The sequence below is a fragment of the Phyllobacterium sp. GQ127 genome, assembly GCF_059758635.1.
Genome location: NZ_JCAXDZ010000001.1, coordinates 614,351 through 635,755, shown reverse-complemented (window position 1 = coordinate 635,755; position 21,405 = coordinate 614,351). Strand labels below are relative to the sequence as shown.

The following is a 21,405-nucleotide window of genomic DNA, read 5'->3' as shown; positions in this document are numbered from 1 at the left end:
ATGAGTTTGGGTAGCATTCTCGTAGCCGATGACGATGCGGCAATCAGAACGGTTCTCAATCAGGCGCTTTCGCGTGCCGGTTATGATGTTCGCATAACGTCGAATGCCGCAACGTTGTGGCGCTGGATCTCGGCAGGTGACGGCGATCTCGTGATTACCGATGTGATCATGCCGGACGAAAATGCCTTTGATCTTTTGCCGCGTATAAAGAAATCCCGTCCGGATCTGCCGGTTATCGTTATGAGCGCGCAAAACACGTTCATGACAGCTATTCGCGCCTCGGAAGCTGGTGCTTATGAGTATTTGCCAAAACCGTTTGATCTGACCGAATTTGTCAGCATTGTTGGCCGGGCTTTGGCTGAGCCGAAAAAGAAGCTCGACAAACGACCTGTAGATGAGCAACCCGATACATTGCCGCTGGTGGGTCGTTCTCCCGCCATGCAGGACATTTACCGCGTGCTTGCCCGTATGATGCAGACTGACCTGACGGTCATGATTTCCGGTGAATCCGGTACGGGCAAGGAATTGGTGGCTCGTGCGTTGCATGAATATGGTCGGCGACGTAAAGGGCCCTTCGTTGCAATTAATATGGCGGCAATTCCTCGTGATCTGATTGAATCAGAATTGTTCGGGCATGAGCGCGGAGCCTTTACCGGAGCGCAGAACCGCTCAAGCGGGCGTTTCGAACAAGCCGATGGTGGAACACTTTTTCTCGACGAGATTGGCGATATGCCAATGGAGGCCCAGACGCGCCTGCTACGTGTCCTGCAGCAGGGCGAGTACATGACCGTCGGTGGACGAACACCGATCAAGACGGATGTCCGTATAGTTGCGGCAAGCAATAAGGATCTTCGCACCCTCATCAATCAGGGGTTGTTTCGCGAAGATTTGTACTACCGCCTTAACGTGGTGCCGCTGCGTTTGCCGCCGCTGCGTGAACGCGGGGAGGACATTCCTGATCTGGTCCGGCATTTCTTCAAAATGGCGGTCAAGGATGGTCTTCCGGAAAAACGCATTACCGGCGCCGGTTTGGATCTTATGCGCCGTTATCCCTGGGCGGGAAATGTGCGTGAACTCGAAAACCTCGTTCGGCGCTTGGCAGCGCTCTATCCGCAAGAAGAAATCAATGCGGATGTCATTGAAGTTGAACTGAAAGCGGATTTGCGCCCCGCAGAGCCATCATCGAATGGCTTGGCGAATGAAGACATTACCATTGCTCAAGCAGTGGAATTGAATATGCAGCGGTACTTTCTGTCCTACGGAGACGACCTGCCGCCAGCGGGACTTTACCAACGCGTACTAGAAGAGGTTGAGTACCCGCTTATCCTGTCGTGTCTGACTGCCACTCACGGCAATCAGATCAAGGCCGCCGAGCTTTTGGGGTTGAATCGCAATACGTTGCGCAAGAAAATTCGCGAATTGGGAGTCAATATCTACAAGAACAATAAAAGCGACCGCTAAGGGCGGCCGCGTAAACGGCCACCCGAATATTTCTCTCAGGCAATCGGTCCGAGATAGTCGAGCTTGCCTACTGAAACGCCATTATGGCGCAGGATGTTCTGCGCGGTTGTGACGTGAAAATAGAAGTTGGGCAAAACGAACTTGGTGATGTAATCATCGCCGCTCAGCGTTGTCTTCAATTTGCCGAAGCTCAGCGTGACTTCTTTTGAAGAAGCGTCACGAAACGCGCTTTCATCCACGCTTTTCAGAAAATCCACTGTTTTTGCAACGCGCTCCTGCAACTCTGCAAACGTCTTCTCTTCGTCGGGCATTTTAGGTGGTTCGATAGAGGTAAGGCGGCCAATAACACCTTTTGAGGTATCGCTTACCCGCTGTACCTGACCGGAAAATGGCAGCATGTCCGGTGCAAGCCGCGCATTGATAAGTACGTCTGGGCTTATTTTCTTCTCAGTCGAAAACGCTTCTGCCTTATCAATCAGCGATGAAACAATGGAAAGCCCGCGTAACAGAGCGGGTATTGAAATAGCGTAGGTTGAATTGGACATGGGTGTCTTTCTTGGAAGGTCGTTGCAACTGCATGGATGCCAACTTCACGCGCAGCTGGCTGAGTGGCAGATACGCCTCAGCTTTGTTTTTTCAAGGCCAGCGCCAAAGATTGCCGCCATTCAGACGTATCTGTCTACACTGTTTGGCGCTTTGGCTGATATATTTCTATGTATTCGCTGTTTGCGTGAACGATCCGGTTTCGCCCTTGATTTTTGGCGGCGTAGAGGCACTTGTCAGCTGCCACAAGCGCTTCTTCCAAAGGCTGGCCTGGCTGGTGAATAGCAATACCGACACTCACGGTGACGTTCAGTTCAGAAATGCGCAAGTAAGTGGGGATTTCCCGCATACCCATAAGAATTTTGTGTGACAGCCAATCAGCTTTGCCAATGTCGGCATTGGTGAGAAAAAGAGCAAATTCTTCGCCGCCGAACCGTGCGGCAAAATCCCATTCGCCAATAACGGATCGCAGCAAGATGCCGATTTCCTGTAAAACGCTGTCGCCGACTGCATGTCCATAACGATCATTGATTGATTTGAAATGGTCGGCATCAATGTAGAGGATTGCGCCTGCACTTTTCGCTGGGTCGCACAACGTAATTTGCCTTTGCGCTTGGAGATAAAATTCATTCCTGTTTGACAGTCCCGTCAAATCATCTCTGCGCGATGCAAGATCAAGCAGCGATGCGGTCTGTTTCAGGCGATAGTTCAAGCCAACCAGAAATGAACCGAGTGGAGCACTAACAATTATGACGATGGCCGTTGTCACGATCAGAACATTGTTAATTTGGCCCAGATCAACCAAGGCAAAGAACGCCACAGCTAGGACATTTGCCGCGATAGTTGCCATTAAGACCATTATGACGACCTGTCGATAAGGCGACATATTGCCAAATTTGGTCATCCAGAAGTCGTAGGTCGTCATTGCACCCACCGCGAAGTTGATACACTTAATTACAACCGTGATTTGTGAAGAAGCTATGCGTAAAACGCCGTAAATTTTAATAGTTGGCTGAATTGTTGATGTTTCATGTCGACTATTGCAAATGGTTGTGCATTTCACACAACCCAAACGATAAAGCGTTGCATTTCCGCCACAATGTGTTGCATGAGTGCCACTTGGTTGGGGTCACATAGCAATGCTCTTGTCAAACTCGGTCAACACATTGAATGGTTCTGTATCCGGCGCTAGGGGCGGCGTTACGCAGAGGTTCTTTTCACGTCTGGGTATTGCAACAGTAATACTGGCGTTGCTGACCACAGGCGTAACATTCCTTATTCTGACCGGGGTTACACCGATCCATCCGGATAGCGATGTAACTTTGCTGCTGACCAGCATCAATGCGGTTTTAATCGTCGCGCTCATTTTGTTGATTGGCCGCGAAATTTACCGTGTTGTCCAGGCGAGGCATCGGGGAAAGGCGGCATCCCGTCTTCACGTGCGTCTCGTTGTGCTTTTTTCGCTCGTGGCTGCCGTGCCGGCAATGATCGTGGCAATTGTCGCCTCCATCACCCTGGATATGGGGCTTGATCGGTGGTTCGAAATGCGAACCTCAACGATTGTAAAATCGTCGATCAGCCTGGCGGAAGCCTATATTCAGGAAAGCGCACGGAATCTGCAGTCCACGAGCCTCGAAATGGTCGATGACCTGGACACGCAACGCACATTGTTTGATCTGGACCGCAGCGGTTTCGTCCGGCTAATGACACAGCAGGCACTCGGGCGGAACATGATTGCGGCGTCGATAATCCGTACTGACGGAAGCACGGTGGTGCGCGCTGATATTCAAACGGCAACACCGATACCGACAGTTGCAAAGTCAGTTCTTGAAACTGCCTCTGACGGAAAACCTGTGCTTATTCCGCCAGATCAGACCAATCTGTTGAGTGCCGTCATCAAACTGCGTGAGATCCCGGGCGTATTTCTCTATGCGATACGGCCGGTCGATCCGGATATTCTCAATACCAGTCGGGCGATGGAGAAAAAGACCGCTGACGCTGCAATCGCCGCCGACGGCAATGGCATCACAACACAGATTCTCTTTGCGATGCTGTACTTCGGATTGACGCTTACTCTGCTTCTCTCTGCAATTTGGACCGGCATTGCGGTAGCGGATCGTCTCGTTCGCCCAATACGCTTGCTCATCGGTGCAGCCGATAATGTTGCGACTGGCAATCTGAATGTTTCTGTTCCTGTTCACCGCTCTGACGGTGATGTCGGGTCATTGTCCCAGACGTTCAATACAATGGTCCGTCAATTGGGCAGCCAGCGCAAAGACCTTGTTTCGGCGAAAGATCAGATCGACGAGCGGCGCCGCTTTTCAGAGGCTGTGCTGTCAGGCGTTACCGCAGGTGTCATCAGCGTCAATGCTGATGGCGCGATCGGCATTTTAAATCGCTCTGCTGAAACCATGCTGGCACTCGATCCGATTGCCTCGCGTGGTAAAAACCTGTCCGCTCTTGTTCCGGAAATCGGTCTGGTATTTGAAGTGGCGCATGCCACCGGACGATCCGTCTATCGTGAACAGGTAACCATGTCGCGTCGTGGCAGCGCCCGGACATTTAACGTTCAGATTACCGTGGAAGATGCTGAATCCATAGAACACTCATATGTTGTGACCGTCGATGACATAACGGATCTGGTTGAAGCGCAACGCTCATCTGCCTGGGCCGATGTGGCGCGGCGCATTGCGCATGAAATCAAGAATCCGCTTACGCCCATTCAGCTATCGGCAGAACGCTTGCGCCGCCGTTTTGGCAAGGTGATCACTGAAGACCGGGAAGTTTTCGACCAATGCACCGCAACCATTATCCGGCAGGTCGGCGATATTGGTCGCATGGTTGACGAGTTTTCGTCGTTTGCGCGCATGCCCAAGCCGGAGATTAAGGCGATGGACTTGCGTGAAGCGCTTCGTGAAGCTTCGTTCCTCGTGGAAGTAAGCCGCAGCGATATCCGTTTTGAACGAGATTTCGGTACCGTGCCGTTAATTGGTCAGTTTGACAGCCGTCTTTTGGGGCAAGCCTTTGGCAATGTTATCAAGAACGCCGCTGAAGCGGTGGAGGCGGTTGTCAAGGAAGGGCATGTTGACGGCCATATCCTCATCAGATCACGCGCGCAGGAGGGTTCGATCGTTGTTGAAGTTCTCGACAGCGGCAAAGGATTGCCGCGCGAGCATCGTCAACGTCTGCTCGAACCCTATATGACGACACGCGAAAAAGGGACTGGCCTTGGCCTTGCTATCGTCAAGAAGATCGTTGAGGACCACGCCGGTCACATAGAACTACACGATGCGCCGGACGATTTTTACGGGGGGCGAGGCGCAATGATCCGCATGATTTTTCCAATGAACCAATCTGCTTCCGCAGATTCAGAAAATCCCGATAAAACGGCAAAACAGGTGAATTCAAATGGCATCTGACATTCTTGTAGTCGACGACGAAGTCGATATCCGCGAGCTTGTTGCAGGCATACTGAGCGACGAAGGTTATGATACGCGCGTGGCATCGGACGCCGACAGCGCTCTGGCTGCCATAGATGAACGAATTCCGCGTCTCATATTCCTTGATATCTGGATGCAGGGTAGCCGTCTTGACGGTCTGGCCCTGCTTGATGAGATCAAGCTGCGTCATCCGGAAATTCCCGTTGTCATGATTTCGGGTCACGGAAACATCGAAACAGCTGTCTCGGCAATCCGCCGGGGTGCCTATGATTTCATTGAAAAACCATTCAAGGCTGACAGGCTTATCCTGATTGCCGAGCGCGCGCTTGAAACCTCCAAGCTTCGCCGCGAAGTCTCCGACCTGCGCAAGCGTTCGTCGGAGAGCTTCGAGCTTTTAGGCTCTTCGCTATCCATGAATCATTTGCGGCAAACAATTGAGCGCGTGGCGCCAACCAACAGCCGAATCATGATTACCGGTCCATCAGGCGCCGGTAAGGAACTGACGGCCAGGGCAATTCATGCCTTGTCCAGCCGGTCGAAGGGTCCATTCGTCAATCTCAATGCTGCGACCATCACGCCTGAACGTATGGAGGTTGAACTTTTCGGTACGGAATCCGATGGCGGCGAACGCAAGGTTGGCGCGTTGGAGGAGGCACATGGTGGCATTCTTTATCTCAATGAGATCGCTGATATGCCGCGTGAAACGCAAAACAAGATTCTGCGCGTTCTCGTCGATCAGCAATTTGAGCGTGTGGGCGGTACCAAGCGGATCAAGGTTGATGTGCGGATCATCTCGTCGACGGCGCAAAATCTTGAGGCGATGATCGCAGAGGGCCGTTTCCGCGAGGATCTTTTTCACCGGCTTGCAGTTGTTCCGGTTATTGTTCCGCCGCTTGCGGACCGCCGCGATGATATTCCCGCTCTGGTAGACTTTTTCATGGCACAGATCGCTGATCAGGCCGGTATCAAGCCACGCAAGATCGGCCCCGATGCGATGGCGGTTTTGCAATCGCATTCCTGGCCGGGCAATATTCGGCAGTTGCGCAACAATGTTGAGCGATTGATCATCCTTGCTCGCGGCGATGATCCTGACGCTGTTATCACCGCAGATCTGCTTCCAGCGGAAATTGGCGATACTTTGCCCAAGGCTCCTACAGAATCTGACCAGCACATTATGGCCTTGCCGCTGCGCGAGGCGCGTGAGCGTTTTGAGAAGGAATATCTGATCGCGCAAATCAACCGATTTGGCGGAAACATCTCGCGTACGGCGGAATTCGTTGGTATGGAACGTTCGGCACTGCACCGGAAGTTGAAGTCCCTCGGGGTATAGCAAAATGCGAGTAATTATCTGCGGGGCGGGCCAGGTAGGTTATGGCATAGCTGAACGGCTTGCCGCCGAAGATAATGATATTTCCGTCATCGATACGTCTGCGGAACTCATTGAGGTTATTCGCGATACGCTGGACGTACGCGGCTTCGTTGGACATGGCGCTCATCCGGATGTTTTGGCGGCGGCAGGCGCTGATCAGGCGGATATGATTATTGCCGCGACGCTTTATGACGAAGTAAATATAGTTGCGTGTGAGGTCGCGCACGCGTTGTTCAATGTGCCTACCAAGATTGCGCGTATCCGCGCGCAGGCCTATCTTCAATCGCACTATCAGGATCTATTCTCACGCGATCACATGCCCATCGACGTGATCATTTCGCCGGAATTGGAAGTGGGCGAGATGGTGTTGCGGCGCATCGCGCTTCCCGGTGTTAGCGATGTCGTTCGGTTTGCCGATGAGAATGTAGCGGTATTGGCCATCGAATGCCTTGAGGACTGCCCGGTCATCAACACGCCCTTGTTTCAGCTTACCGATCTTTTCCCCGATCTGGTTGCGACAGTCATGGCAATTGTGCGTAATGACAAGCTGTTCATACCTCACTCGACAGACCAGATGTTTAGCGGCGATATCGCTTATGTCGCTTCCATTAAATCGCAGATCCATCGAACATTAGCTTTATTTGGCCATGAAGAACCTGAGGCGACCCGCATTGTCATTGCTGGCGGCGGCAATATCGGCCTTCATGTTGCGCAGACTATCGAAGCGAAGCAGTCAAAGACCAAGGTCAAGCTGATAGAGCCAAATCTCAAACGCGCCAACACGATCGCGGACGAGCTTCGCCGGTCCCTGGTTCTGCACGGCAGTGCGCTGGATCAGAAACTTCTCTACGAAGCCGAAATACAGGATGCCGACCTGATGGTCAGCCTGACGAATGACGATCAGGTCAACATGCTTGCAGGTGTCATGGCAAAGCGCATGGGCTGCAAGTCCAATCTCGTGCTGATCAACAATCCTGATTATCTCGACTTGAGCAAATCACTTGGCATAGACGCGCATATCAGCCCGCGCAGCGTCACGATTTCCCGTGTGTTGCAGCATGTCCGCCGAGGCCGAATTCGCGCTGTTCATAGCGTGCAGAAAGGGCAGGCGGAAATCATTGAAGCGGAAGCGTTGGAAACCTCGCCGATGGTTGGTGCTCCTTTGCGCGAGCTTGATTTGCCGGCTGGCTTGCGGATAGGCGCAATCTATCGCAATGGTGAAGTTATCAAGCCCGATGGTAACGTTCGCATAAAACCAAAAGACAGAGTGGTGCTTTTTGCCACGGCGGAGACAGTCAAGCAGGTTGAGCAGATGTTCCGGGTCAGTCTCGAGTTCTTCTAGCGTAGTTGAGCTGAATAAAAACAAAGAGTTGCATTGTAGACCTGCATTCAAGAAATCCTCCATCTCACAGCTTCCAATCCATGAGTATGACAATGCCCAAAACATTTGCTTTCGTCGGAAACCTGAATCGCAATGCTTTGCCCGGTCAGGGCAAGGGCATCAGTGTGTATCAGTTCGATACCGAAACCGGCGATCTCGCGCTTGCGAGTGAGTATCTGGCAATCGATAATCCTGGTTATCTGGCAATAGATGAGCAGCGCAAGCGTCTCTATGCAGCAGTTGAAATTCCCGAGTGGAATGAAAATCTCGTAGCCGCGTTCGACATTGATCCCGAAAACGGTGCGCTGTCCTACATCAACATGCAGTCCACACTCGGGAATACCACGTGCCATCTGGGCTTTGATCAGACGGGTGAGAAGATTTTCGCATCCAATTACACCGTGGCTCCGTTGGGAGAGCGTCCGGGCAATGCAATTGTTGCCTTCGCCATTCGTAATGATGGCGCTATTGACCCTGCCTTTGCAGCCGCTTGCCATGAAGGCCGAAATGCCATCCTGCCGACCAAGAAAAGACAGCATGGTCATTGTGCGGTGGCTAGTCCGGATAATAGGACATTATTTGTCTGTGATCTTGGGTTGGATCAGATCCTTGCTTATGAAATGCCCAAGCAGGGCGCAAAGCTGAAACTCGCCGCGACGCCGTTTACCCAGTTTCCGGAAGGTGCAGGGCCGCGCCATTTGACATTTCATCCCAATGGCAAAATTGCCTACGTTATCAATGAATTAAACTGCACTGTTTCTGTTTTGGATTATGATGCTGAAAAAGCCAGCCTGACAATATTGCAGACTTTGCCAACAATTCCTGACGATTTCACCGAAACAAATACATGCGCGGAGATTGCTGTCAGTGCCGATGGTCGTTTCCTTTACGGATCAAACCGTGGCCACCACAGCATCGTAACGTATTCCATCGAGGATTCCGGAAAGATTTCACTGGTCGGATGGACGCCATCGCAAGGTATTGGCCCGCGTAATTTCATTATCGATCCTTCCGGAAAATTCATGCTGGTGTCGAACCAGAAGGGCGGCGGTATTGCAGTGTTCAGACGCGATATCGAGACGGGAGCGTTGGAAGACACAGGCAAGCGTGTTGATTTGCCGACACCCATGCGTATCGTCTTCGGCACGTTTTAAGGAGCCTCAGAATGTCCCGAATTGCCTATGTAAACGGACAATATGTGCAGCATTCAGATGCCGGGGTGCATATTGAGGATCGCGGCTACCAATTCGCTGATGGCGTCTACGAGGTATGCGAGATTGCCCGCGATAACATTATGGATATGACGCGGCACCTAGACCGGCTTGGTCGTTCATTGTCAGAACTGAAGATCGCCTGGCCGATGGAGCGCAAGGCATTGCAGCTCATCATCAGGGAAGTGGTGCGACGGAACAAGGTTCACAATGGTCTTGTCTATTTGCAGGTGACACGCGGCGTTGCCCGCCGCGACCATGTGTTCCCGTCAGCTGATACGCCGCCCTCGCTCGTCATTACTGCCAAGCGCACCAGCCCGGCGGCATCCGCAGCACGTGCTGCAAAGGGCATCAAGGTAATCACAGTTCCTGAAAACAGATGGGAGCGGGTGGATATCAAATCGGTAGGGCTGCTTCCAAACGTGCTTGCCCGCCAGCAAGCCAAAGAGCAGGGGGCTCAGGAAGCCTGGTTTGTGGATCCGGATGGGACCGTTAAGGAAGGCGCTGCCACCAATGCGTGGATTGTCACAAAGGACGGCGTTCTTGTTACGCGGTCAGCGGAAACCGGTATTTTGCGCGGCATTACCCGAACGACAATCTTTGATGTGGCTAAAAAGCTTGGTTTGAAAATTGAAGAACGGGGATTTTCAGTAGACGAAGCAAAAAATGCAAAAGAGGCTTTCATCAGCGCCGCAACCACTGTAATTATGCCCGTTGTTGACATCGATGGCGTTGTGGTCGCAAACGGGCACCCCGGTACTATAACACTTTCGTTACGCGAAGCGTTTTTTGAGATTGCGGAAAAAACGCCATCCTGTTAACCCGTGAGTGAGGGGACTTTACAAACGCTGTTTTCCACCTCCTGTTGGAGCAGGGTTACCTGTTTCCACTGCAGAATTTTGCACGAGACACATTTGCTGATCGCATAAAAGGATAAAAACAATGGCTGAACGATCGCAGAATCTTCAAGACCTTTTTCTGAACTCCGTCAGAAAACAGAAGATTTCTCTGACAATCTTCCTGATAAATGGTGTAAAACTGACCGGTATTGTTACTTCGTTTGACAATTTCTGCGTGCTTTTGCGCCGTGACGGCCATTCGCAGCTTGTTTACAAGCATGCCATTTCGACCATCATGCCAAGTCAGCCTGTGCAGATGTTCGAAGTTGAAGAAAGTGACTAACCGCATTTGACCAAAGAAAATACGCGTAACGCAGACAAAAAGGGCGGAATTGCCGAGGATGGCGATACCGCCCGCGAAGCTACTCGCGCGCTCGTCATAGTTCCAGTGTTGCCGCATCGCTTTGCAGATGGTGGCAAGCAGGAAGATCACAAAACACCTGCCTACTACCGCGAATTTCAACGCAGCGATGAAGCACGCCTGGAAGAGGCCAAAGGTCTCGCTCGCGCCATTGATCTGGATATTGTCCATTCCGACATCGTACAGGTCTCTGCGCCCCGACCAGCAACGCTGCTCGGTTCAGGCAAAGTCGACATGATCGCTGAGATCATTGAAGAAACGCATGCCGAACTGGTGATTGTCGATCACGCACTGACACCCGTACAGCAGCGCAATCTTGAAAAAGCGTGGAATGCCAAGGTTCTTGATAGAACTGGACTTATTCTGGAGATTTTCGGTCGTCGTGCCCAAACAAAAGAAGGCACGTTGCAGGTCGAACTGGCGCATCTGACCTACCAGAAAGGCCGGTTGGTTCGAAGCTGGACCCACCTTGAGCGGCAGCGTGGCGGCGGCGGATTTTTGGGCGGGCCGGGTGAAACACAGATTGAGTCTGACAGACGCGCACTGCAGGAAAAAATTCTGCGTATCAAGCGCGAGCTGGAAACTGTTGTCCGCACACGCGCCTTGCACCGTAGCAAGCGCCGCAAGGTTCCGCATCCCATCGTTGCGCTCGTAGGCTATACCAATGCCGGTAAATCCACGCTTTTCAATCGCATGACCGGCGCCGGAGTGGTCGCGGAAGACATGCTCTTCGCAACGCTTGATCCAACCTTGCGGCGAATCCGCCTGGAACATGGCGAAATGGTTATCCTGTCTGATACGGTGGGATTCATATCAAACCTGCCGACGCATCTTGTTGCGGCATTCCGGGCGACACTTGAAGAAGTTGTCGAGGCGGATCTGATCTTGCACATACGCGATATTTCCGATCCGGATACCGCTGCGCAGGCCGAAGATGTTCATGCCATCATGGCCGATCTTGGTATTGAGCGAGGCGATACGAAGCGCATTATCGAAGTCTGGAACAAGATTGACCTACTGGATGAGCCGGGCAGGGAATCTGCGCAAAGGCTTAGTGCCGCTGCCACAGGCAACGAACACCCAATTCCTGTTTCGGCGATCACGGGAGAGGGCGTAGACACCCTTCTGGCTGAAATTGAAAACCGCATCGCCGGAAAGCTTGCTCATGTGAAGCTTACATTAAAGCCAGAGCAAATGGGCCTCATTGATTGGATTTACCAGCACTCCAGCAATCTGAAGCGCAAAGATGAGGATGATGGCTCAGTTGTACTGACCATGGATATGACGGTGACTTCAAATGCCGTTTTACAAGAGAAACTGCTGACCAAAAACAAAGCCTAATTCACTTCTTGGTCTTTGCTTCGCTCCAGAGTGCCTCCATTTCGTCCAGTGTAGCATCTTCAAGGGATTGTTGGCGTTCTGTCAGCTTGCGCTCAATATAATGAAAGCGTGTGCGGAATTTCTCGTTGGTTCCGCGCAATGCGCTTTCCGGTTCCAGTTTCAAATGTCGACCAAGATTGACCATGGCGAACAGCAAGTCGCCATATTCCTCTTCGGTCTTTTGCTGGTCGCCAATGCTTATTTCATGTCTCAACTCGGCGATTTCTTCTTCAATCTTGTCAAGAATGGGAAGGGCTTCCGACCAGTCGAAGCCCACTTTGGCGGCTTTTTGCTGTAATTTCAGGGCCCGCATCAGCGATGGAAAGCCCTGAGGAATATCGTCAAGAAATCCACTCGGCTCGGCAGTTTCAAGCTGCAATGCCGCCCGTCGCTCGCGCCGTTCTGCCTTCTCTTCAGCCTTGATCTTGTCCCACATGCCCTTGGCCATGCCTGCGCCACGGGCATTTTCGTCGCCAAAAACATGCGGATGGCGCCGTATCATCTTGTGCGTGATGGCTTGCACCACATCGCCAAAATCAAAAGCCTTCATTTCCTCCGCCATTCGAGCGTGAAATACGACCTGAAGCAACAGGTCGCCCAGCTCCTCGCGCAAATCATCAATGTCATTGCGTTCGATGGCATCAATGACTTCAAACGCTTCTTCAAGCGTATACGGGGCGATTGACTTGAAATCCTGCTCGATATCCCATGGACAGCCGGTAACAGGCGTGCGCAAAGCGGCCATGATGTCGAGGAGACGTGTAATTTCGCGCGATGGTTTCATTGCACGACCATAAGCGAGGTCACTCCTTACAGCCATCTCACATGCAAAGGCCGGGTCAATTGTCCACAACAAGCGGATCAGGCTCTACGCCCGATTTTCGACAATAGAATGACTGGCAATATGCCTATGACAACAATAGCAAGCGCCGCGATGGATGCTTCTTCATAAGTGCCACGTGCAGCTTCACCGTAAAGGTGCGTTGCAAAGGTTTCAAAGTTAAGCGGTCGTAGCAGCAATGTGGCTGGTAGTTCTTTTACGCAATCCACAAAAACGAGAAGGGCGGCCGCAGTCAACGCCGCTTTTGACAAAGGTAAATGGACATGCCGGAACGTACCGCTGGCACTTTGACCGAGCGTGCGCGAAGCGTGGTCGAATGAAAGCGGTATCCGCGTCAGCCCGGCGTCCATGCCGCCCGCCGATATGGCGAGGAAACGGGTAGCGTAGGCATATATCAGCGCTGCGCCTGATCCCATAAAAAGCAGACCGGTCGAAACGCCGAACCAGGCTATGGCATTTCTGTTTATGAACTGGTCCAGCCCCGCCAGCAGAATAAGGACACCAATGGCAATAACAGTGCCGGGTGCGGCATAACCGATAGTCGCCAGCCTGAAAAACCAGGCGGAAGCTGGTCCTGGCCGCAGACGGGCAACATAGGCAAGCAAGACGCCAAGCCCCACGGTGACTATTGTCGCTGTAAAAGCAAAAACGACAGTGTTGGCCGCCTCAATAAGAAACCGGGGCGAAAGCCCGGCAAATTGGAAACGGCGCCAAGCTTCGGTTACAAGATATATGGCCGGGAAAACAAATCCTATGAGAACTGGAATGGACCCGATGCAGAAAAATATCAGCCCTTGCCGCGAGGTTACTTTTAGCGGCTCGGAAATGCGGCTTCTCTGCGCGCTGATGGAGTAGCGTTGTTCGCGTCTTGCCCAACGCTCCATTGCCACCAGTGCAACGACGATGAAAAGCAGCGAAAGCGCGATCTGCGAAGCGCCCGGCAAATCGGCGCGCGTTATCCATGTTGTATAGATCGAGACCGTAAGCGTGCGGATGCCCAGGAATTCAGAGGCACCGATATCATTTAACGCTTCCATGAGTGCCAGACTGACACCAACTGCTATGGCGGGACGGGCGAGGGGCAGGGCCACCCGCCAGAATATGTGACGTCGCGAAACGCCAAGCGTACGGGCGGCCTCGATCAAACTGGACGACTGCATCAGGAAAAGTGCCCGTGTTGGAATATATACGTAAGGGTACAGGACGAAACCAAGCAGGATGATGCAGCCCGTCATGTTGCGTATATCCGGAAGGCGGAACTCACGCGGGCTGGAATAGCCGAAGAGCCAGCGTATCGCACCTTGCACAACGCCTATCGGGTGAAGAATATCCAGATAGGCGTAGGCGATAATATATGTTGGTACTGCCAGGGGCAGGATGAGCGCCCATTCGAGGATGCGCCTGCCCGGAAAATCATAGGCAGTGACGAGCCAAGCGGCTCCTGTGCCCAAGATTGCGACGAGCAGTCCCACGCCGCAAAGCAAAATAAGCGTATCGGCGAGTGCTGTGGGTAGGGTGGTCACAAGCAGATGAGACCATAATCCGGCTGAGCCTTGAATAGCCTGTAGCGCCAGTGCAAAAACAGGCAGGAGAACCAGAACAGCTATAATTGCTGCCGAGACGATCCATCCCGATCCGCTACGGCTGTGCCGCCGGTTTGTTGTTAACGGGGTGGTCAAACGCGCATCCATTCAAGGTAAGGACGAGCGCCCGTGAAGCCGGGCGCTCGTCCTTTTTGATTAGTTGTCGAAACCGACTTTGTCTACGAGTTCGCTTGCTTCTTTGCGATGGCTAACAACTTCGGTCAACGGGGTTGAGTCGATCTTGAGCTCGCCAAAAGAGGCAATGATCGGATCTGCTTTGGCACCGGCCTTTACAGGATATTCGAAATTGGCTTCGGCATAGATTTTCTGTGCTTCATCAGAAACCAGATATTCGAGCAGCTTGACAGCCTCGGCCTTGTTTGGAGCATGTTTTGCAACTGCTGCGCCGCTGATATTGACCTGCGTTCCTCCATTTTTGAAGGTTGGAAGTACGACCTTGATTGCTTCGCCCCATTTGACCTGGTCTTCGCCGCCCTTTCCAGAGCGCATCAAACCAACATAGTAAGAGTTTGCAATTGCGATATCGCAGATCCCGCCAAGAATGTCCTTGGCGCCGTCGCGATCACCGCCGCCAGCTTTGCGGGCGAGGTTGCCTTTTACGGCTGCAAGCCACTTTTCGGTCTCGGCTGCATCATAATGGGCCAGATAGCTGGCAAAAAGCGCTGTGTTGTAAGGATGCTGGCCGGAACGAATGCAAATCTTGCCCTTCCATTTCGGGTCTGCAAGGTCTTCATAATTGAAGCTGGCTAGATCGAGGTCCTTGGCCGCATAAAGAACGCGGGCACGCATGGACAGGGCAAACCAGTTACCCTTTGGATCGCGCAAAGTTTCCGGAATGGATTCTGTCAAAACTGCGGATTCGACCGGCTGTGTGACACCTTTATCAACCAGATCGACGAGGTTGCCTGCGTCAACTGCCATCAAAATGTCTGCAGGAGAGCTTTCGCCTTCGCTGGCAACGCGTTCAGCAAGTCCGTCTTTCATAAATACGGTATTGACCGTGATTCCTGTCGAAGCCTTGAACGAGTCCAGCAAGGGTTGAATCAGGCCTGGTTCCCGGGTGGTATAAATATTGAGTTCGGCAGCGGATGCTGCGCCCGCACCAATGGCAAGAACGCCGGCCAGTACAATTGATTTTGCCGTATTGGATGGATGCATTGTAACCCCCTTGGAAAATGAAAAAACACAGTCATGGCAAAACCATACTTGATTGATCTTATCAAGTTTTTAGGATGTAGCTGGTTCCATATCACGAAATGTTGATTGGGTTTGTCTTTGGCTAGAGGGCTGGGAAAACCAACAAACCTTCTGCTTTTACCGTAAGGCCTATATGGTCTGCCGTGCCGGGAAGCCGGTCGAATGTCTTCACATGCAATGGCTCAGTCAGCCCTTCAACATTGACCATGATCTGTTCGGTATCGCCCAGGAATATCCGTTTGGCTATTTTCCCTTTCAGTTGGCTCTGGTCAGTGCTGACCGAAATCGCCTGAGGGCGCAAATAGGCGGTGACTGCTGTCCCGTCATTTACCGGGGCTGTACAAGCATAGGTGCCTATCGCTGTTTCAATATGCCCGTTGCGATAGATGCCCGGGACCTTGTTAAAATCTCCAAAGAAGTCTGCTGCATAGGGTGAATTTGGCGCGTCGTGCAGTTCATACCCTGTCCCTGATTGAACGATACGTCCTTGCCGCATAAGGATAATGCGATCTCCGGTTGAGAGCGCCTCTTCAGGATCATGCGTTACCATGATGACCGTTGTGCCCAACTCCCGCAGCAACCCGAATGTATCGTTTCGAACTTTCTGCCGTAATCCCGAATCCAGACTGGAGAATGGCTCGTCCATGAGCAGGATATCAGGGCTGGGGGCGAGGGCACGCGCCAAGGCCACGCGTTGCTGCTCGCCGCCGGAAAGCATGTGCGGGTAGCGCGTGATAAGCGATGCGATTCCTACATGCTCGATGACTTCTTGGGCGCGCTTAAGCGCTTGCTGCTTGGGCAAAGCCTTCAAACCAAACAAAATATTCTGTTCGGCCGTCAAATGCGGGAAGAGGGCGTAATCCTGAAATACAAACCCGATCTTGCGCATTTCAGGCTCAACGAAACGCTGCGGCCCGGCGATTTCCTCACCCTGCATTAACAGGACGCCACTGTCGGGGCTGTCGACGCCTGCAATAATTCTTAGAAGCGAGGACTTGCCGCAACCAGAATGACCTGCAAGGCAGATGATTTCACTCGCCTGGATCGACAGCGATATGTCTTTAAGCGCATCAACTGCCCCAAAGCGTCTGCTGACCGTGTCTAGCTGAAGAATCGCCGCTTGGTGCTCAGGTTTTTGCATGTTCATTTCGTTTGTCTCGGTCTGCTGCCATTGCATGTTGCCTTGATCTGTTAAATTGCGATGAAATGCAAATGATGTGCGGCTTTTCAAGGTAGGGCGCGGACAGGTTTTAGATGCGGCGGTTGACAATTCCGTGAAGCTATACAATCGTTGATACTGCGCATCCCGGTCCTACGGGCCGATAAATCATGCTGTCCGCCTGTGACAGCGATCAAACTGCGCCTCACCAAAATCCCAAAATTTCATTACCGAAAAGACGGAGGGTTTTCCCATGACTGATGCTCAATGCGTATGCGGTGGACTTAGACTGACAATGCGAAAGCCAACAAAGTTGGTTGCCGTGTGTCATTGTTTCGCTTGCCAGAGGCGAACAGGCACATCATTCAGCGTTAATGCGTTCTATGCGGCTGATAGTGTCGAGATTTCAGGAGCTGTAACGGAGTACAGCCGTGTTGCCGAAAGCGGGCGCAAGGTTCGCATGTATTTTTGCCCGAGCTGTGGTTCAACGGTCTATTGGAAACCCGATGCGGATCCGACAATTGTTGGTGTAGCAGTGGGTACTTTGGCTGACCCAAATTTCCCGGCGCCGACGATGTCAGTTTTCGAGCAATCAAAACATCATTGGGTGAGTTTTGCCGAAGGAACCGAATGTTTCCAGGCAAGTCCGGTGTAGGATTGCAATTGGCACGTCGACGCCAAAAACAACCGGGCGACCGTGCGGCGTTCGTCCACACTCAACTGTACAAGAGCGAGATTGCTCATCCGCAATTTCCTGGATGTCGTATGATCCGGGGAGTGTGACATTTCAACTTTACAGAGCGCCTACACTTAAGTCGCATAAGATAGATTATGGAACTAATGGGATGACCAAAACCCAGCTATGACGCGGTTTTGCTTGATCAAAAACCTTGATTAATGCATCGAGATCTAAATTGTAATGTCAGCAATATGCGCTTTGGCGGCTGTTGCCAGCCTGTGTGGTTCACATGGAAAAACAAAGTTCGTTCCACCTGCTGCTGCCCATACAATATCAAACTGCATCAGGCTTTCATCTGCATATGTCTTGATGTCGATCAGATGTCCCAATGGCGATACTCCGCCGATAGCAAAGCCCGTTTCCTTGCGCACATATTTCGGGTCGGCCCGATGCAATGGCTCGCCTGTCAGTTTGGCGGCCTTGTCGAGGTCAAGCTTGCGCGGCCCGGATACAAGGAAGAGATAAAGACTATTGCTGTCTGCACCCTGGAAAACCAAGGATTTGACGATTTGCGCTACCGTGACGCCGCATTGTACTGCCGCATCTTCAGCCGTATGCGTTGAATCAGCCATTTGGCGAATTTCGATGTCGAGACCGGCGGCTACGGCGGCCTGGCGGACACGTTCAACGCTCTTGCTCACAATTCGACCTCAAAAGACAGCCCGTCATAGGCCGGTTCGACACTGTCTGGAGTTTCGCGCAGCACAGTTCCATAATCCAGGGGTATATGCATATGTGTAAGATATGCTCGACGAGGCTTCAACTTATCAATCCAATCCATTGATTCTTCGAGTGAAAAATGGCTTGGATGTGGACGATACTGCAAAGCGTCGATGATCAAAGTATCAAGGTTGAAAAGCTGAGCTGCAGTTGTGTCGGGAAACGCATTCACATCGGAACAATAAGCAACATCGGCGATCCTGAAAGCCAGGGAAAGAATGTCGCCATGTATCTGAGGCAAAGGTAAAAACCTGATTGGTCCGCCCGGCCCGTCAATTTCGAAGGCTTCGTGATGGATAATCTCATGCGGTCGCAAGATCGGCGGATAGCTTGAGCCTTCCGGTGTTTTGAAACAGTAAGAAAATCCCTCCATCAAGCGTCTTTGCGTCGCTGCGTCGGCATAGATATTCACAAGATCGCGTCTGTCGATGACAAAGGTGCGCAAGTCATCGAGCCCATGAATATGGTCGGCATGGGCGTGAGTATAGACAACGGCGTCCAGCTTGCCGTGACCAAAATCGATCATCTGCGAGCGGAAATCCGGCCCCGTATCAACAATGACTGTTGTGGTGCCATGATCGCCAATACGCTCGACAAGCATCGATGCGCGCCGGCGTTTGTTTTTTGGCTCGTTCGGATCGCAATTGCCCCAGTCACCATTAAGCCGCGGCACGCCGGGCGACGAACCGCATCCAAGGATAGTGAAGCGCAAGCGATCAGGCATGAGCTGGCCTTGGCATCTTTGTAAACAGGCGGAACACATTGTCAGACGTTATATTGGCGATTTCAGCCTCGCTTACGCCAATCGTTTCGGCCAGAACAGCAGCCGTATGGCGAACGAAGCTCGGCTCGTTGCGTTTTCCGCGATGCGGCATGGGTGCAAGATATGGAGCATCGGTTTCGACCAAAAGCCGGTCGCGCGGAACATTTCGTGCAATCTCCCGAATTTCGGGCGAGTTTTTGAAAGTCAGAATACCGGAAAATGAGATATAGCCACCAAGCTCTACACCCACTTGTGCAAGTTCGGCACCGGACGAAAAGCAATGTAGAATGAAAGGGAAGGCGCCCTTCCCTGTTTCTTCACGCAAGATCGAGATCATGTCTTCGTCGGCGCTGCGCGCGTGAATGACCAATGGCAGCTGCGTTATTCTGGATGCCGAGATATGTGTCCGGAAACCCTGATCCTGCGCTGCGGGCGGCGCATAATCATAGTGATAATCAAGTCCTGCCTCGCCAATGGCCACGACCTTTGGATGTTTTGACAACTCGACAAGCTCGTCAACCGTCACATCCAGCTCTTCGTGGGCATTATTGGGATGCGTGCCAACGGAGGCGTAAACGCTCTCATAGGCCTCCGCGATCGCAATGATGCTATCGAAACGGCGAACACGCGTGCAAATCGTTACAAGGCGCTTGATGTCATTATCAAGCGCCCGCTGAACGATGGCATCGCGTTCCTCGGCGAAATCTGCAAAATCCAGATGGCAGTGACTATCAACAAGCATCAGTCTATTCCGCTTTGTCTGCTTCGACGTAGCGAGGGAAAATAGGCTGCGGTGCAGGCAAATCGCCACCCGGAACAAGTTGGCTTTCCACGAGGTCAGTAAAGTTGCGCTCGTCTGCCGGTACCGCCAGAATATCGAGCAATTTCTCAGCCGAACCCGGAATGAATGGCTGGCAAAGAATACCGATACGCCGGATCACTTCTGCTGTCACATAAAGAACAGTTTCCATGCGGGCCGGATCGGTTTTCTTCAGCGCCCAAGGCTCCTGCCCTGCAAAATAGCGGTTTGCTTCGGCCACGACGCCAAAGATTGCCGCCAAGGCCTGATGCAGTGCCTGAACGCCAACAGCTTTGCGCGCCGTGTCCAATGCCGCGATTGCCTGATCGAGAATTGCCTTGTCGGCTTCAGTCAATTCGCCAGGTTTTGGCACTTTGGCCTCGCAATTCTTGGCGATCATCGACAGCGAACGCTGCGCCAGATTGCCAAGATCATTGGCAAGATCGGCATTTGTACGATTGACGATCGCTTCATGGCTGTAATTGCCATCCTGACCGAACGGTATTTCCCTCAGCAGGAAATAACGCAACTGATCAAGCCCGTAATGTTCCACGAGCGCAGTTGGATCAATCACGTTGCCAACCGATTTCGACATTTTCTCGCCGCGGTTAAAGACAAACCCATGCCCGAAAACCCGCTTAGGCAATTCGATCCCGGCAGACCAGAGAAATGCTGGCCAGTAAACCGAGTGAAAGCGGATAATGTCCTTGCCGATAATATGCACATCAGCGGGCCAATAATGCCAAAGATCTGCATTTTCGTCCGGGTAACCTGTTGCCGTGATGTAATTGGTCAGGGCATCCACCCATACATACATCACATGCTTTTCGTCGCCGGGAACAGGGACGCCCCAATCAAACGTGGTTCGTGAAATTGAAAGGTCTTTCAGTCCGGATTTGACAAAGGACACAACTTCATTGCGTCGCTCGTCGGGTCCGATAAAGCTTGGATTCTCGCTGTATAGTGCAAGCAGGCGGTCCTGATAGGCTGACAGACGGAAGAAATAACTCTCCTCTTCAAGCCATTCCACAGGCGTGCCCTGCGGGCCGTAGCGCACATTGTCCGCACGCAGCTCCGTCTCTTCTTCCTGATAATAGGCTTCGTCGCGCACGGAGTACCAGCCGGCATAACCGCCCTTATAAATGTCGCCCGCATCGGCCATTTTCTGCCAGATCGCTTGCGAAGATTTATAGTGGCGCTCTTCCGTCGTGCGAATGTAGTCATCAAACGAAGCATTCAAAAGATGCCCCATGTCACGGAAAAGTTTAGCATTTCTATCAGCGAGTTCACGCGGGCTGATGCCTTCTTTGCGCGCCGTCTGCAGCATCTTGATACCGTGCTCGTCCGTTCCACTCAGGAACATGACATCCTTACCGTCATGGCGGTTGAAGCGTGCAATAGCGTCGGTAGCAATCACCTCATAGGCGTGACCGATATGCGGGCTTCCGTTTGGATAAGCGATGGCAGTCGTGATGTAGAATTTTTCGCGGCTCATGGGTACCTGACTCTGTCTCTTCTTTCCGCATCTTGGGAAAAGT

The 21,405-nt window shown here is 52.3% G+C and carries 19 protein-coding genes; 9 read left to right on the top strand and 10 right to left on the bottom strand.

Annotated features, from left to right (window positions below; genetic code table 11):
* The gene (gene ntrC, locus AC6CHM_RS03330; RefSeq protein ID WP_498171978.1) at positions 1–1,461 is read left to right on the top strand and encodes a nitrogen regulation protein NR(I); all 1,461 of its coding nucleotides are present in this window, start codon (positions 1–3) and stop codon (positions 1,459–1,461) included.
* A gap of 35 nt (positions 1,462–1,496) precedes the next feature.
* Here the strand turns inward: ntrC and AC6CHM_RS03325 are convergent, their stop codons facing one another.
* Both AC6CHM_RS03325 and AC6CHM_RS03320 read right to left on the bottom strand, forming a co-directional pair.
* Positions 1,497–2,006, bottom strand: a complete 510-nt coding sequence (locus AC6CHM_RS03325; protein ID WP_115053057.1) for a DUF1993 domain-containing protein — start codon at positions 2,004–2,006, stop codon at positions 1,497–1,499.
* Positions 2,007–2,140: 134 nt separating this feature from the next.
* Positions 2,141–2,929, bottom strand: coding sequence for a GGDEF domain-containing protein (locus AC6CHM_RS03320; RefSeq protein WP_115053058.1), 789 nt, complete (start codon positions 2,927–2,929; stop codon positions 2,141–2,143).
* 214 nt (positions 2,930–3,143) lie between these two features.
* On the opposite strand from AC6CHM_RS03320, the gene AC6CHM_RS03315 reads away from it, so the two are divergent.
* The 7 genes from AC6CHM_RS03315 (at position 3,144) to hflX (ending at position 12,006) form a co-directional block, all read left to right on the top strand.
* The gene (locus tag AC6CHM_RS03315) at positions 3,144–5,423 is read left to right on the top strand and encodes a sensor histidine kinase NtrY-like (protein WP_498171975.1); all 2,280 of its coding nucleotides are present in this window, start codon (positions 3,144–3,146) and stop codon (positions 5,421–5,423) included.
* Complete coding sequence (gene ntrX, locus AC6CHM_RS03310) at positions 5,413–6,774, top strand: nitrogen assimilation response regulator NtrX (protein WP_115053060.1); 1,362 nt, start codon at positions 5,413–5,415, stop codon at positions 6,772–6,774. Before AC6CHM_RS03315 ends, ntrX begins: the two co-directional genes overlap by 11 nt.
* Before the next feature lie 4 nt (positions 6,775–6,778).
* A complete protein-coding gene (trkA, locus tag AC6CHM_RS03305) occupies positions 6,779–8,155 on the top strand; it encodes a Trk system potassium transporter TrkA (protein WP_498171973.1) in 1,377 nt (458 codons plus the stop codon).
* Between the two features lie 92 nt (positions 8,156–8,247).
* Positions 8,248–9,348, top strand: a complete 1,101-nt coding sequence (locus tag AC6CHM_RS03300; RefSeq protein WP_498171972.1) for a lactonase family protein — start codon at positions 8,248–8,250, stop codon at positions 9,346–9,348.
* A gap of 11 nt (positions 9,349–9,359) precedes the next feature.
* Positions 9,360–10,226 carry a D-amino-acid transaminase gene (locus AC6CHM_RS03295; protein ID WP_115053063.1) on the top strand — a complete coding sequence of 289 codons (867 nt, stop codon included), beginning with the start codon at positions 9,360–9,362 and terminating at the stop codon, positions 10,224–10,226.
* Positions 10,227–10,347: 121 nt separating this feature from the next.
* Positions 10,348–10,587 carry an RNA chaperone Hfq gene (gene hfq, locus AC6CHM_RS03290; RefSeq protein ID WP_008129219.1) on the top strand — a complete coding sequence of 80 codons (240 nt, stop codon included), beginning with the start codon at positions 10,348–10,350 and terminating at the stop codon, positions 10,585–10,587.
* A gap of 6 nt (positions 10,588–10,593) precedes the next feature.
* On the top strand, positions 10,594–12,006 hold the full coding sequence (gene hflX, locus AC6CHM_RS03285) for a GTPase HflX (RefSeq protein WP_498171971.1): 1,413 nt from the start codon (positions 10,594–10,596) through the stop codon (positions 12,004–12,006).
* A gap of 1 nt (position 12,007) precedes the next feature.
* Here hflX and mazG read toward each other — a convergent pair whose 3' ends face one another.
* From mazG to AC6CHM_RS03265, 4 genes are all read right to left on the bottom strand, one after another.
* Complete coding sequence (mazG, locus tag AC6CHM_RS03280; protein WP_115053065.1) at positions 12,008–12,829, bottom strand: nucleoside triphosphate pyrophosphohydrolase; 822 nt, start codon at positions 12,827–12,829, stop codon at positions 12,008–12,010.
* A 77-nt stretch (positions 12,830–12,906) separates the two neighbouring features.
* Positions 12,907–14,577, bottom strand: coding sequence for an ABC transporter permease (locus AC6CHM_RS03275; RefSeq protein WP_498171969.1), 1,671 nt, complete (start codon positions 14,575–14,577; stop codon positions 12,907–12,909).
* A gap of 48 nt (positions 14,578–14,625) precedes the next feature.
* Positions 14,626–15,648 carry an extracellular solute-binding protein gene (locus AC6CHM_RS03270; RefSeq protein ID WP_307285050.1) on the bottom strand — a complete coding sequence of 341 codons (1,023 nt, stop codon included), beginning with the start codon at positions 15,646–15,648 and terminating at the stop codon, positions 14,626–14,628.
* Positions 15,649–15,769: 121 nt separating this feature from the next.
* Positions 15,770–16,828, bottom strand: a complete 1,059-nt coding sequence (locus AC6CHM_RS03265; RefSeq protein ID WP_498171967.1) for an ABC transporter ATP-binding protein — start codon at positions 16,826–16,828, stop codon at positions 15,770–15,772.
* A gap of 271 nt (positions 16,829–17,099) precedes the next feature.
* Here AC6CHM_RS03265 and AC6CHM_RS03260 point away from each other — a divergent pair, with 271 nt between their 5' ends.
* Entirely contained in the window at positions 17,100–17,501 is a 402-nt protein-coding gene (locus tag AC6CHM_RS03260; RefSeq protein ID WP_498171965.1) for a GFA family protein, read from the top strand.
* Between the two features lie 254 nt (positions 17,502–17,755).
* On the opposite strand, the gene AC6CHM_RS03255 is transcribed toward AC6CHM_RS03260, so the two are convergent.
* Genes AC6CHM_RS03255 through metG form a run of 4 tightly spaced genes read right to left on the bottom strand, consistent with a single transcriptional unit; the run spans position 17,756 to position 21,362 of the window.
* On the bottom strand, positions 17,756–18,226 hold the full coding sequence (locus tag AC6CHM_RS03255; protein ID WP_337354750.1) for a YbaK/EbsC family protein: 471 nt from the start codon (positions 18,224–18,226) through the stop codon (positions 17,756–17,758).
* Positions 18,223–19,029 (bottom strand): MBL fold metallo-hydrolase, encoded by an 807-nt coding sequence (locus AC6CHM_RS03250; protein WP_354343713.1) that lies wholly within the window; start codon positions 19,027–19,029, stop codon positions 18,223–18,225. Before AC6CHM_RS03250 ends, AC6CHM_RS03255 begins: the two co-directional genes overlap by 4 nt.
* Positions 19,022–19,810 (bottom strand): TatD family hydrolase, encoded by a 789-nt coding sequence (locus tag AC6CHM_RS03245; protein ID WP_498171964.1) that lies wholly within the window; start codon positions 19,808–19,810, stop codon positions 19,022–19,024. Before AC6CHM_RS03245 ends, AC6CHM_RS03250 begins: the two co-directional genes overlap by 8 nt.
* Before the next feature lie 4 nt (positions 19,811–19,814).
* Entirely contained in the window at positions 19,815–21,362 is a 1,548-nt protein-coding gene (gene metG / locus AC6CHM_RS03240; RefSeq protein ID WP_337354753.1) for a methionine--tRNA ligase, read from the bottom strand.
* Between the last annotated feature and the right edge of the window lie 43 nt (positions 21,363–21,405).

Coding starts and splice junctions, on each gene's coding strand:
- AC6CHM_RS03270 (WP_307285050.1), bottom strand. CDS start 15,648: ATGCATCCATCCAATACGGCAAAATCAATTGTACTGGCCGGCGTTCTT.
- AC6CHM_RS03245 (WP_498171964.1), bottom strand. CDS start 19,810: ATGCTTGTTGATAGTCACTGCCATCTGGATTTTGCAGATTTCGCCGAG.
- AC6CHM_RS03295 (WP_115053063.1), top strand. CDS start 9,360: ATGTCCCGAATTGCCTATGTAAACGGACAATATGTGCAGCATTCAGAT.
- mazG (WP_115053065.1), bottom strand. CDS start 12,829: ATGAAACCATCGCGCGAAATTACACGTCTCCTCGACATCATGGCCGCT.
- metG (WP_337354753.1), bottom strand. CDS start 21,362: ATGAGCCGCGAAAAATTCTACATCACGACTGCCATCGCTTATCCAAAC.
- trkA (WP_498171973.1), top strand. CDS start 6,779: ATGCGAGTAATTATCTGCGGGGCGGGCCAGGTAGGTTATGGCATAGCT.
- hfq (WP_008129219.1), top strand. CDS start 10,348: ATGGCTGAACGATCGCAGAATCTTCAAGACCTTTTTCTGAACTCCGTC.
- AC6CHM_RS03275 (WP_498171969.1), bottom strand. CDS start 14,577: ATGGATGCGCGTTTGACCACCCCGTTAACAACAAACCGGCGGCACAGC.
- ntrX (WP_115053060.1), top strand. CDS start 5,413: ATGGCATCTGACATTCTTGTAGTCGACGACGAAGTCGATATCCGCGAG.
- AC6CHM_RS03300 (WP_498171972.1), top strand. CDS start 8,248: ATGCCCAAAACATTTGCTTTCGTCGGAAACCTGAATCGCAATGCTTTG.
- AC6CHM_RS03325 (WP_115053057.1), bottom strand. CDS start 2,006: ATGTCCAATTCAACCTACGCTATTTCAATACCCGCTCTGTTACGCGGG.
- AC6CHM_RS03320 (WP_115053058.1), bottom strand. CDS start 2,929: ATGACGACCTACGACTTCTGGATGACCAAATTTGGCAATATGTCGCCT.
- ntrC (WP_498171978.1), top strand. CDS start 1: ATGAGTTTGGGTAGCATTCTCGTAGCCGATGACGATGCGGCAATCAGA.
- AC6CHM_RS03250 (WP_354343713.1), bottom strand. CDS start 19,029: ATGCCTGATCGCTTGCGCTTCACTATCCTTGGATGCGGTTCGTCGCCC.
- AC6CHM_RS03260 (WP_498171965.1), top strand. CDS start 17,100: ATGACTGATGCTCAATGCGTATGCGGTGGACTTAGACTGACAATGCGA.
- AC6CHM_RS03315 (WP_498171975.1), top strand. CDS start 3,144: ATGCTCTTGTCAAACTCGGTCAACACATTGAATGGTTCTGTATCCGGC.
- AC6CHM_RS03265 (WP_498171967.1), bottom strand. CDS start 16,828: ATGCAAAAACCTGAGCACCAAGCGGCGATTCTTCAGCTAGACACGGTC.